This window comes from Chryseobacterium sp. HNCC26DJ238 (genome assembly GCF_057180465.1).
The window spans coordinates 189,771-202,052 of sequence record NZ_JBXUGI010000005.1 but is presented as its reverse complement, the minus strand read 5'-3'; the positions used below and the strand labels follow the sequence as shown (position 1 = coordinate 202,052).

The 12,282-nt window shown below is 31.0% G+C and carries 10 protein-coding genes; all 10 read right to left on the bottom strand.

Going from position 1 to position 12,282, the window contains the following annotated elements; genetic code table 11:
• The 10 genes from rfbC to AC2A07_RS06635 all read right to left on the bottom strand — a co-directional run bounded on the left by rfbC (position 1) and on the right by AC2A07_RS06635 (position 12,164).
• Positions 1 to 546, bottom strand: a complete 546-nt coding sequence (rfbC, locus tag AC2A07_RS06680; protein WP_484049780.1) for a dTDP-4-dehydrorhamnose 3,5-epimerase — start codon at positions 544 to 546, stop codon at positions 1 to 3.
• A 90-nt stretch (positions 547 to 636) separates the two neighbouring features.
• A complete protein-coding gene (locus AC2A07_RS06675) occupies positions 637 to 1,782 on the bottom strand; it encodes a hypothetical protein (protein WP_484049779.1) in 1,146 nt (381 codons plus the stop codon).
• 172 nt (positions 1,783 to 1,954) lie between these two features.
• A complete protein-coding gene (locus tag AC2A07_RS06670) occupies positions 1,955 to 3,058 on the bottom strand; it encodes a glycosyltransferase (protein WP_484049778.1) in 1,104 nt (367 codons plus the stop codon).
• 203 nt (positions 3,059 to 3,261) lie between these two features.
• Entirely contained in the window at positions 3,262 to 4,011 is a 750-nt protein-coding gene (locus AC2A07_RS06665; protein WP_484049777.1) for a glycosyltransferase family 2 protein, read from the bottom strand.
• Between the two features lie 67 nt (positions 4,012 to 4,078).
• Positions 4,079 to 4,906 (bottom strand): glycosyltransferase family 2 protein, encoded by an 828-nt coding sequence (locus AC2A07_RS06660; protein WP_484049776.1) that lies wholly within the window; start codon positions 4,904 to 4,906, stop codon positions 4,079 to 4,081.
• Positions 4,907 to 5,950 carry an EpsG family protein gene (locus AC2A07_RS06655; RefSeq protein ID WP_484049775.1) on the bottom strand — a complete coding sequence of 348 codons (1,044 nt, stop codon included), beginning with the start codon at positions 5,948 to 5,950 and terminating at the stop codon, positions 4,907 to 4,909. It lies immediately after the preceding gene.
• Between the two features lie 64 nt (positions 5,951 to 6,014).
• A complete protein-coding gene (locus tag AC2A07_RS06650; protein ID WP_484049774.1) occupies positions 6,015 to 7,070 on the bottom strand; it encodes a glycosyltransferase family protein in 1,056 nt (351 codons plus the stop codon).
• A gap of 250 nt (positions 7,071 to 7,320) precedes the next feature.
• Positions 7,321 to 8,439: a non-hydrolyzing UDP-N-acetylglucosamine 2-epimerase gene (wecB, locus tag AC2A07_RS06645; RefSeq protein ID WP_484049773.1), complete on the bottom strand. Its 1,119-nt coding sequence runs from the start codon at positions 8,437 to 8,439 to the stop codon at positions 7,321 to 7,323.
• A gap of 8 nt (positions 8,440 to 8,447) precedes the next feature.
• Positions 8,448 to 10,796 carry a GumC family protein gene (locus tag AC2A07_RS06640; RefSeq protein ID WP_484049772.1) on the bottom strand — a complete coding sequence of 783 codons (2,349 nt, stop codon included), beginning with the start codon at positions 10,794 to 10,796 and terminating at the stop codon, positions 8,448 to 8,450.
• A 795-nt stretch (positions 10,797 to 11,591) separates the two neighbouring features.
• Positions 11,592 to 12,164 carry a sugar transferase gene (locus AC2A07_RS06635; RefSeq protein WP_484049771.1) on the bottom strand — a complete coding sequence of 191 codons (573 nt, stop codon included), beginning with the start codon at positions 12,162 to 12,164 and terminating at the stop codon, positions 11,592 to 11,594.
• Between the last annotated feature and the right edge of the window lie 118 nt (positions 12,165 to 12,282).

Genomic DNA, 12,282 nt, shown 5'->3' with positions numbered 1-12,282 from the left:
TTAAAAATTTTTTTCGGAAAATGCCGGCTGAATTCTATCTTTATCTGAAAGCAATATATGTTCTATGGGTAGCTGCCAGTCAATATTGAGATCTGCATCATTCCATAAAACACCACCTTCCGAATCTTTATCATAAAAATTATCACACTTATAAGAAAACACAGCGTTATTACTAAGAACGGAAAATCCATGTCCAAAACCTCTCGGAATATAAAGTTGTAACTTATTCTCCTCAGTCAGTTCAATAGAAAACCACTGCCCATATGTTGGAGAATCTTCACGTAAGTCAACCGCTACATCCAAAACCTTACCTTCCAAACATGATACCAGTTTAGCCTGTGCTCTGTCTCCTTTCTGCAAATGTAAACCTCTTAAAACGCCATAACTGGATTTTGAGATATTATCCTGTACGAAATGCCCATTCATCCCTGTTAGATCTTCAAATTTCTGCTCGTTGAATTTTTCGTAAAAATATCCTCTGTCATCTTCAAAAATCTTCGGCTCTATAATATAACAGTCTTTCAGTGGGGTAGATTTTATTTTCATAACACATGTGGTTTTTTAGAAACTGTGGCAAAAATATTAAATTTTATTATTAAAATCGATTTTGTTGTAATGTTTAATTGCAATATAATATCATTTTGAAATTGTAACGTACAATATCTCTTGTGGAGATAAATCTTTAATTTCAAAATTCAAAATATTTCCTTTTGTACTTACAAAATTTGAAGAGACAAAAATAGGGTTATTTAATAATTTTTCACCAGTATCAGGAACTTTATAAATCGTCAGCCTTAATTTTTTATTATTTTTCAGAATTGAAAGTTTGTTTAATTTTAAATTAACATTAAGATTTTTTATTTGTTTTTTATAATTGTTAGCCAATAATAAATATGCATTATTTTGATCATATGAAGCAAAAGATATCAAATCCTTTAAATTACTCTGGCTTAACACTCGGTTTTCCGTGCTCTTTGCATACATCTTAGTTGCCCACCAGATAGATCTGCGATTTCCTGAAGAATCAAGTAATCCCGTCATCGAATTATTTTCACAATTAACAACACCATCCGTTTCAGAAAAGCAGCCTCTGCAGGCACCATCAATTTTACTTTTTTCTAAAGCTTCATAAACCTTATAAACTTGCGTTGGTGAAAATTGAATATAAGCGTGGACAACTTCTGTCAAAACAATTTTCTTGACACCTACCTCCGGGTATTTTGGCAAAAGAAAATTCTTCACCCATTCTATATCAGATTGCATTGCCTTTAATTCGTCTCCATTTCTCCAATCATGCCATGATAAAATATCGACTTTTATCTTATTATTTTTACAAAAAATGAAGAAATCTTCCATTTCAGCTCTTTTGAACTCATGAAATGACGGCCCTGTAATTAAGGCATTCTTTCCGTCCGGCAAAGATCTTATCATATCATGAGCCTGCTTAAACACAGCAAAAAAATCCTTGGAAGAAAATTCACCAAAACCTCTCATGTAAGGTTCATTCCATGGATCATATATTACCTTGTTACCTAACTCTGAATAAATTTCTTTGATTACACTTTTATATCTATTTGATTCCAGCGGTGATTTCCAGTTGGGATCATCTGTGTAACCATATTTATCACTTATAACAATAATAGGAGTAACATCATTTTTTAGAAGAACTTTTACGATGTTTAATGTATTATCTCTAAATCTGAATCTCCAATACTTCGGTTTAAGTTCTTTAATATCTTTTTCTAATTTATAAATATCATTAAAATGTAAAAAACCCACCATTGAATTTACAGACTCTCTTTTCTGAAAGTCAACGGTAAGATTTCCGGTAAGATCCTGACAGCTGAAAAGAGTAGTTGAAAGTATAATGAGAAAGATATTAATAATATATTTAAATGTATTCATGATAAATTTTAACGGTGATTAATTATTTATGAGAAATTATATAAAAGCATCATAATTTTGATAAAAATGACTGCATCCTGGTTTTAAAAACTTCGGAACTATACTTTTCTGCATTTTCACGAATTTTACGAGGATTAAATGTATGTATATTTTTTTCGAATTTAACAACTGCTGATTCTATTTCCGTAACATCCTGAGAATAAAAAAAAACACCTGTCTCATTATTAACAATGGTTTCTAATGCTCCACCTTTTCCGTAAGCTATCACAGGAGTACCACATGCCTGAGCTTCTACCGGAGCTATACCAAAATCTTCAAGAGAAGAAAAAACGAAAGCTCTTGCATTACTTATATATTGATTAATTACATCGGATTTTAAAAAACCTGTAAAAATTATATGCTCATTTCCGGATGCTAACTTTTCCAGCTTTGATCTTTCAGATCCATCGCCAATGATAATTAATTTTTTTTTCATATTGATAAAAGCTTTAATCAACAGATCAAATCTTTTATATTGAACAAGACGACCTACCGTTACGTAATAATCGGATGTATGAATTTCTACAGTACGCAAAATGAAATTTTCAATTGCAACTGGAGGATATATTACATATGAATCTCTGTTATAATGTTTTTTGATCCATTCCTGTACATATCTTGAATTGGCAATTATATAGTCTGGGTTTTGTGCCATCCTCTTATCAAAAGACCGAAGATAATGCCTAAACGGAAGAAATAGTATTCCTACCAACCCTTTAAAATAATTATCATATTCGTCCCAGACATATTTGAAATTTCTGGCCTGCATGTAACACACTTGTTTTTCGTGGTCAATTCTAAATCCTTTCGATAGGCACCAGGATGAACTAATAACAATATCAACTTCAATCGACTTAACCTGCTTATTAAAAAACCTGGTTATTAATGGAAAAAGAGGTAAAGCATAACGAAATCTCCCCCCTAATAATTTTAAAAAATGACTTGAAAGTATAGAAGGAATTTTACCATTAAACATTATTTGTTTGTCAGCATCACTCATTACATCGGCGTAAGCGAAATAGTAATCAAAATCTATAATAGTATCTAACGAATTGACAACCCTCTCAGCACCCCCATATTTATCTAGCCAATCGTGAACCAATGCTATTTTCATAAAAAAACTTTTTAAATATAAAATTCTAAATTAGTCTTTTATATTTAAAAATTACATATAAAAGAATAAGGAAAAAAGAAACTTCTTGTTGTCAGTCATTTGCTATCTGTTCACATAAATTCAATCTTTTTAACAAATATTAAAAGAACCATCACAGTTGGAATATTTTCAGCTCAGATATTTTATGACCTGGATATTGTAAATTATACGCTTTTACAGAATTGATTTAGTTTGTATCTAATAGAAAACTTAGATATGGCTACTAAAAGGACAAGCCTTTTATAAAGTTTCATATAGAACGGCCTATCGCTTCTTGATAAAATACTCCCAAGCTGCGTAACATTATTATCAGTCCTTCTGTATAAGAGGTATGGTGTTTCTAAAAACTTCACTTTTCCTACAACTTCTGCAACCAGACCAATCCAAAGGTCAACTGCTATCTCACTGTTCTTTGGAAGTGGCATACACTGATTCAATATCTCTCTCTTAAAAGCCATACAGCAACCATAGTAGGTACAACAGAAAACATTTTTTAAAATTCCTGTCCCCGAATTATATATTGTGAAAAAAGAATTGTTGGTAACATTTAAAGAATCATCAGTAACCATTGAATTTGTAACCACTAAATCATAAGTTTTAAGTTTCTTCAATACAGCATTATATTTACCTGATATCCAGACGTCATCCTGATCTGATAGAAAAATAACATCTCCGGTTGCATAGCTTAATGCATTTTCGAAATTTGGGGTATAACCTTTTTTATTGCTTTTGTTATAAATAAGTTTTACTCTATCATCATTGATTTCATTGATGATGTTGACTGTATTATCAGTAGATCCGTCGTCAGAAATTATAACCTCATCAGTACTTTTCAATTGCTTTAATATAGAATGCAATTGCTCCTCCAGATATTTTTCCCCATTGTATGTAGCCATACAAATACTTACCTTCATGCAAACGAATTTTAGTTATTATGATAATTAATAATTTACTGACAAAATTAAAAAAAGATTTATATGATCATTTGTTTTTAAATCTCAATAAATTGAACTTCAATTTAAGCATATAGAAATTGAAAATGTTTATCTTCATATATCTTTTGACAAATCTGAAAAGTTTTATCTGAGTATTAAAAGATTTTTTCATCCTGAATATTTTAGAAAAACGATCTGAAATGGATATTTTATCGGCACCTAAAGCATTATTCTGATGCTGTCTGTACATCATTAAAGCTTTATTACTGTATTTCACTGTTCCTTTTTGTAATGCTTTTATCAATACATACCAATCATGCATAATCATATTAGAGTCATAATCTGCTAGATGATTCTTTAATGCTTTATTAAAAATCATTGTACAACCTGGGGCGCAATTATAAACTGCAATGAATTCCGGATTAGAGAGCATAGGGTCTGGTGGAGTTTTATTGTAGCTCCAAAAAGAATTATCTATAATTTTCAGGTTTTGATCTACGACTTTTGCATCAGAAAAAACCAGACATGGTGTATTATTATTTTCAAGTAGAATATTAAAAACTGTACTTATCTTATTACTATACCAAAAATCATCCTGATCACAAAACATATAATAGTCAGATTCAACATGTTCAAGCAAATACATAAAACTACCAGCTGCACCTCTGTTGATATTATCTTTTTTAAAGAAATAAATATTACTATATATTCTGCAAAAATTTTCTATAATATCTGTTGTTGAATCATCGGATCCATCATCACGGATATATAATTCCCAATTTTTGTGATCCTGATTCAGTATAGATTGTAGCTGTTTCTCCAGATACTTTTCTCCATTATATGTAGAGAGAAGAATTGCTATTTTATTACTCATCTATTTTACCAGTATTAGCTTGACATAATAAATATCCATTAAAAAAAATGCTAAAGCTACTGTCCAGACTAAAAACATTCCTAAAAACTTAAATTGCTTTGAAAAAATGTAAATAAGGCAGGGGATCAGAATTATTTCAACTACACCCAATAACTCCTGAATTCGAACAGCAAATACAGGAATTTTAGATAAAAATAGATAACTAAATAAAGAGAATGAATAAATTTTAACTAAAAGATAAACACCAGAGAAATGTTCCGATATTTTCTTTGAATAATACAGTAAGACATTCAAAATTACGATTCTGATTAACAATAACGCGTTAAATACATTTGTTTTTTCTTCTTTCATCCAACCAGATTCTGTAGCCATCTCATACATATCGATCTTATCTTGAAGACTAGGAATTGGAATCTTAAAATTTAGATAAGTATTAAAGAAAAACAGAAGATATCCTATTGGAATAACCCAATAATATAATTTAATTCTTTTGTCTGTGTTTTGTAGTAGCGGAAAAATAATAATGAAGAAACAGCTCTGATGGAAAAAAATAGCCAAACCTGCAAATACATAGAAATGAACGTACTTCTTATCTATCAAATAATACAGCGATAATAATAAAAAACCAGTAGCTACGCCAATTCTAATCTGCGTAAACTCATGTAAAATATAATAATTTGAAAAATAAATCAGCAAAGATGCCCATAGAAAAGGAGACAGCTTCTTTATTGCAACAAGTTTCATAGTAACGCCCAAGACTGCATACACCAATAGCATATACTGAAATTGTAATCCCAACTGATATTTTAAAAAATTACGAATGAGATAAAATGAATATTCTACATTGCCACGCAAATGAGTGGTCATCCAAAATGCTTTATATATGAAGTAATCTTTGTCCATACCTTTTTCGCGCAATCCGGCAACAAGAATGAGTGTAAAAGCACAAACTATCAGTACTGCACCAACCATTATCTTATTCTTTATATCAACTAAAAATAATATGGTGAAAACGAGAAAAAGTGCTAAGAAAAGGCTAATCATTATAATTTTTTCAACTTCAATTAAAAAACTCAATATAAGAAACTCAATATCTGATCTAATCCTGTTAAAGATTTTTAATAAAAGACTTGCTTTTATAACTTTCAGAATACATTGCCTGTATGATTTTTATATTGTGCAAACTTTTTTTTGGTTGTAAATTATCGGAAAGTTCATCAACAGAAATATTTTCGTAATCCATATTTTTGAAGTCTCCGATTTCTTCTGACAGTACGATCGGTATAATCCCATAATTCATATATTCTACCAATTTTGTTGGGCATGCAACATTATTAACAGGAATATTATCTCTCAAAACAAATCCGTAGTGCGCTTTTTTATAGTATTCTGCAAGCTCGTATGATTGTACCCCTCGTATATCGATATTATTCATATCTATTTGTTTCTCAGAGAATTTTTTTTTCATATTTTCAACTTCTCCTGTTAATATTTGAAAAAAATAATGTGCATTGTGATTAATTTTTTTAATATGATCCAACATTAAATCTATATTCTGCCAAGCCTGAAGATTTCCGCTATAAATGAAGTTAACCTTTTCACTTTTATTGGATAAATCTATTTCAAACTGTGTAATATCAATTAAGCTGTTTGGAAGAATTGGATAGACAATATTCTCGGACTTTGCGGTGGGATATTTTATTTTATAATGATTGATCATTCTTTGAGTGACTCCAATAACAAACTTCAGCTTATTGTAAGTGAACTTCTCAATCAAACTGAAAATTAAAACTTTGTTATGCTCCTTTTGAAGAGCAAATTCTTCCGGAACCAAGCCATGTAAGTCTAAAACATATCTTCTTTTAAAAAAATTAAAAAACAAAAATAAATAAACCAGATTATGTATAGAATGTACATATACAGTTTTTGACTTTTTAAATAATCTTAAAATTAATCCTATACAAAAAATCAGATTGCATTTTACGATTACTCTCTTTTCCTGATCATCTACCAGATACATTTTTTTTAGATATCTGTAAGGAGATACGACAAGATATACCTTTTTTCTATCAGCAAAAAGAGCATCAACATGTATTACTCTTTGAAAATAACCATCCCTGAAATCTTCTTCGGTCTGCGGATATTTAGATAAAAATAAAATCATACGTCCAATTTTGTAATTTTAAAAACAGATATATTGTTAAAAGTGCGTTAGCCAGTATAATTGATGCTTTATGCAGACTATAATGACAGTATTTTTTTAGCAAAATTCTGATGTGAAAGTTTTTGGCGGACAAAAAATTGACATACCTATTTTTTCTTTTAATAATAACCATTTATTATTAAAAACATCTGTCTTGGTATAATTTTGTAACAGCATATCACTTTTTTCAATTAATATGATCATTTATTGTTTATAATTTAGCCATAAAATCAACAATCCTCTGACTGGCTTGTCCGTCTCCAAAAGGATTATGTATGTTACTGGCCTTACTGTAAAGCTCGCTGTTATTGAGTAGCTTCATGGTTTCGGATATTATTTTATCTTTATCACTTCCTACCAAGATTACCGTACCTGCCTCCAGGGATTCCGGTCTTTCCGTAGCTTCTCTCATAAGCAGCACAGGCTTTCCAAGACTTGGAGCTTCCTCCTGAATACCTCCCGAATCCGTAAGAATAATATAAGATTTTTTCATCATCCATACAAATGATGGATACGATAATGGCTGAATTAAAATGATGTTATCAATTCCAAATAATAAATTGTAAACCACATCTTTAACTTTTGGATTTAGATGAACCGGATATACAATCTGTACGTCTGGATTAAGATGAGCTAGCTCTTTCAATGCAAGACAGATATTGACAAAACCCTGTCCGTGATTTTCTCTCCTATGCCCTGTTACCAAAATTATTTTCTTATGTACATCTATCTTTCCACTTAAATTTTCAATTTCTGCACTATGATAATCCTCCACTCTTGCAGAACTTTCCATCAGAGCATCTATAACTGTATTTCCTGTAACTAAAATATTTTCTTCAGAAACATTTTCCTTTAGCAAATTAATTTTTGCTTGACCGGTTGGTGCGAAATGATAATCTGCAACTCTTCCTGTAACCTGCCTATTCATCTCTTCAGGAAATGGAGATTTTTTGTCATAGGTTCGTAAACCTGCTTCTACATGGCATATTTCCGCACCTGAATAGAAACCTGCTATTGCCGTGGCCATCGTTGTTGTTGTATCACCATGGACATAAATGTAATCAGGAGAAAAATCCTGCAATACGAACTTCATTTGGCTGATAATTTCAGAAGTTAAAGAAAATAAATCCTGATTCGGTTTCATGATATTCAAATCATAATCAGGTATTACATTAAAGAAATCTAATACCTGATCCAACATCTCTCTATGTTGAGCTGTAACACAGATCTTTGTTTCAAACAAATTTGGATATTCCTTAAATTTCTTAAAAAGTGGTATCATTTTTATAGCTTCTGGCCTGGTACCAAAAACAATTAAATTTTTTTTCATTTATGCTTTTATTTAAAAAATTGCCACCATTTTTTGTTATCAGCATTATAGCCATATCCAAACTTATTGCCATATCCAAAGTTTGAATCTTTAACACTGTTTAAAACAATTCCAATGTTTTTAAGTTTTTTATTTTCAGTTGAATTATTAAGAAATTCTAAATATCCCTTCTCTGTAATTTCAGATCTGGTAACGTAGACAATTACATCACTCTTCTCTGCTATCAGGAAAGAATCTGTTACGAGCAGAAGCGGCGCAGTGTCTAAAACAATATACTTGTACTTATTCTGAGATTTTATAGTAGAAAGAAGTACATCAAATCTTCCATTCTGTAAAAGATCTGTAGGATTCGGAGGTATTGAACCAGAATAAATAAAATCACAGTTTTCATTGTAGCCACTCGGATGAACTATTTCGTTGACAGAAATATCTTCCTGACTTAAAAATTCAGTCAGACCTTTCGCTGATTTCATTTCAGGATTATACCGCTGTAATTGAGGATTTCTGACATCTGCACCGATGATCAGTACTTTACCTCGCGCTGAACCAAGAATAATTGATAAATTGGTAGATACAAATGTTTTCCCCTCACCTTTTACTGATGAAGTGATCATAATCACCTGACATTCATCTTTTGCACTTAATAAAAATTTAAGGTTGGTGACCAGTATTCTAAATGCTTCAGCCATTGGAGAAACATCGTTGAATGTAACCAATGCATTGTCTCGTGATCTGAGTTTTGGAATTTCGGCAATTACCGGCAAATCTGTGAGTTTTGTTATATCTGATCTTCGAACTATAGTACTTTGAAGAAGCTGTTTTAAATAAATTACAGCAAATGGTATCAATAATCCCAAAAAAAGACAAATTGCCATTATGACCATCTTTCTAGGGGCAACAGGTTTTTTTAAGATAAATGCTTTATCCAGTACTCTAGCTTTCTCTGAAGTAATTTCCATTGTAATTGCCGCCTCTTCTCTTTTTTGTAAAAGCAAAAGATACAGATTTTCTTTGATCTGCTGCTGCCTTTCTATACTTCTAAACATTTTCTCCTGATTCGGCACCCTGTCTATCACTTGTTCAGACCCGCCCAGCTGACTTTCAACTTTCCTTTTTGCCAATTCAAGAGAAGTTACATTCCTTTGTAAAGACTGAGATAGTGAAGACTTTAATTCCTGAATCTGTTTTTCAGCTGTTTTTACAAGCGGGTTATCAGGAGTTGCATCCTGTAAATATTTATTTCTTTGCAAAACCAACGCATTATATTCTTGAATGGCTTTACCTGCGGCATCGCTTTCTAGACCTATATTAATTGGCAGAACATCTTCAATCCCTTTTTTATTAAGCGAGTTCTGAATTATTTTATTAAGTTCGAGTTGAGTTCCCAGTTCAAGAATCTGACTTTTACTCTGCTCTCTCATCTGAAGACCTATCCTCGCTTCTGTTGGAAGGTCTACCATATTGTTACTGGATTTGTACCCCGCTTTCTGTGTTTCTACATCACCCAATTCCTGTGAGATCAATATTATTCTCTGGTCAATAAAATCCTTTGTTCTCTTCGACTCTATATTTTTGTCATTAGTAGCATACTCATTATATTGTCGGACCAATCCATTTAAGAAATCTTTGGCTTTATCTTTATTCTCAAAATTTACCGATAAATTAATAATCGTTCCATCTTTATCTAATAAATCAACCATTAATGCTTCCTGATAATCTACTACTATATTGTCAAAACTGTTGTAAGAGAAAAACACTTCAGACATATCCGTTTTATATGGAGCTTGATAAGCCGGATTTTTGCTAATCATAATGATCGCAAAAGGCAGAGTTGTTGTCTTATCAAAAGTGGTTACAATATCTTCTTTAAACTCATCAGATGACAAAATTACCCTATTTCCCTTGCTGGTAATAGATATTGGTTTTTCTGGAAAATCAGCAGTTTCTTTCTCCGCAATTACATGAATAATGTAAGGATTGGATTTTCCATAAAGCTCAATATTTTTTAAAGTCTGTTTAGCATAAAAAGTAGTCTGAAAATTTAAATTCTTCAGCACATCTACAACAATAGATTTTGACTGAAAAACTCCAATTTCATTTTCAATACTATTGGTTCCCATTCCGCTAAGACCTCCTAAACTTTGAAGTACCCCCATATCTCCTGATGCAGCAGACATTTTCTTGGCATCTTTAATAAGTACAGAAGTTTGTGCCTTGTAAACAGGAGCAGAAGATTTTATATAATAAATGGCCAGTAATATCATTAGAAAAACCATTCCTGCGAAATATTTCCAATTTTTTATATAAGGATTTATAAGTTCTTTGATGTTAATTTCTTTAGTGCTTTTGCTATCCATTTCGTTGGATTATAAGATGAGAATTAAGTTTAATTTTTATTTAATAACAAACTTTGCAAATATATCTATATTTTATAAAAAGCCTATAGTAATTATTCTAATAATTATATTTTGAATCAATAAAAAAGACTTTTGGCAGACTGGTATATTATTTTAGAAAAAAAATAATGTACTATAATGTACTATACCGTATCTGTTATCTTTGTTCTCTACAAATTTTCGCTATTATTATTCTATATTAACCTCAGTTCGGAATAAGGCTCTATAAAACGCAAAGCTAAACAAAAATAGTAATCACATGATTTTCTAAGATTTAGGATAGACAAAGGCATGAAACTTATCATAGCAATACAAAATTCCTGTATAGCTTTGATAAACGAAGTGACACTGTTTAACTTGAAAGCGTTTCAAAAAGTAGTATTTCTTGTTTTTCTTTGCGATAAAACAACATTGTTTTGAAAATCAATTATTTAAAAATTATTTGTCCCGAACTCAGGTTATATTATGATTGTCAGATGCAATTTCATAACTAAATTCAATAGGTTTTCAACATTGAAATTAAATTCTCAAGTCCATTTTTGATAAGATTTTTTATATTGACATCGTACGGTAATCACTAATGTCATTTATCAGAGAAAATATTTTTTATCCTGATTTCTAGCTGGGATTTTGATTGCTAATCCGGAAGAGACAGCAATAATCTAACTGCCGTTTTTGATAACTGAATATCTTAATTTAGTTTCCGTTAAAACATAAGCATAAAACATCTTTTACCTGTTTCCGTAATTAATGATATTATTTTTCACCGAAAGTGAGAAGAGTTCTCATCAAAATTTTCATATCGTTTTTAAATGAAAGTTTATGATAATATTTAAGATTCATTTCTACTTTTTCCGGAAATAGTATTTCGTCATTATACTTAAGTGGGTCGTTTTGCAGATTTAAAATTTCCTCTTCATTCCTGAATTTAATACTTGCTTCGCTTGTTAATCCAGGTTTTAAATCTAATATAAGCCTATCTTTACCCTTCAGTTTGTCGTAGTATCCGGAAATATCCGGTCTTGGCCCTACCCAGGACATATCTCCTTTAAGAATATTAAAAAGTTGCGGCATTTCGTCGAGTTTCGTTTTCCTCATCCAGACACCAATATTTGATTTGACTTTATTTGTGGGATGATAACTTCTGAATTTATAAATGACGAAGACGCTGCCTCTTCTGCCAATTCTTTTCTGCATAAAAATCCCTGGAAAGCCTGTATCGACTGAAGCAACTATCACTAAAATTAAAAATACAGGAAGCAAAACAATAATCGCTACGAAGCTTAATCCGTAGTCCATCAAAGCTTTCCACCATGGATATTTCTTCACTTGTGCTGAATTAGTTTGCAAAGATAAAAAAAGATGTTGATTATCAATTCTATATCATGACGATTCATCTCTGTCGACAGAATAAACAACTGCTTACTTTTTGAAAAGCAAGCAGTTG

What these genes read in the sequence shown, in the direction of transcription:
- rfbC (WP_484049780.1), bottom strand. Translation starts at nt 546, where the DNA reads ATGAAAATAAAATCTACCCCACTGAAAGACTGTTATATTATAGAGCCG.
- AC2A07_RS06675 (WP_484049779.1), bottom strand. Translation starts at nt 1,782, where the DNA reads ATGGTGGGTTTTTTACATTTTAATGATATTTATAAATTAGAAAAAGAT.
- AC2A07_RS06670 (WP_484049778.1), bottom strand. Translation starts at nt 3,058, where the DNA reads ATGAAAATAGCATTGGTTCACGATTGGCTAGATAAATATGGGGGTGCT.
- AC2A07_RS06665 (WP_484049777.1), bottom strand. Translation starts at nt 4,011, where the DNA reads ATGAAGGTAAGTATTTGTATGGCTACATACAATGGGGAAAAATATCTG.
- AC2A07_RS06660 (WP_484049776.1), bottom strand. Translation starts at nt 4,906, where the DNA reads ATGAGTAATAAAATAGCAATTCTTCTCTCTACATATAATGGAGAAAAG.
- AC2A07_RS06655 (WP_484049775.1), bottom strand. Translation starts at nt 5,950, where the DNA reads ATGATTAGCCTTTTCTTAGCACTTTTTCTCGTTTTCACCATATTATTT.
- AC2A07_RS06650 (WP_484049774.1), bottom strand. Translation starts at nt 7,070, where the DNA reads ATGATTTTATTTTTATCTAAATATCCGCAGACCGAAGAAGATTTCAGG.
- wecB (WP_484049773.1), bottom strand. Translation starts at nt 8,439, where the DNA reads ATGAAAAAAAATTTAATTGTTTTTGGTACCAGGCCAGAAGCTATAAAA.
- AC2A07_RS06640 (WP_484049772.1), bottom strand. Translation starts at nt 10,796, where the DNA reads ATGGATAGCAAAAGCACTAAAGAAATTAACATCAAAGAACTTATAAAT.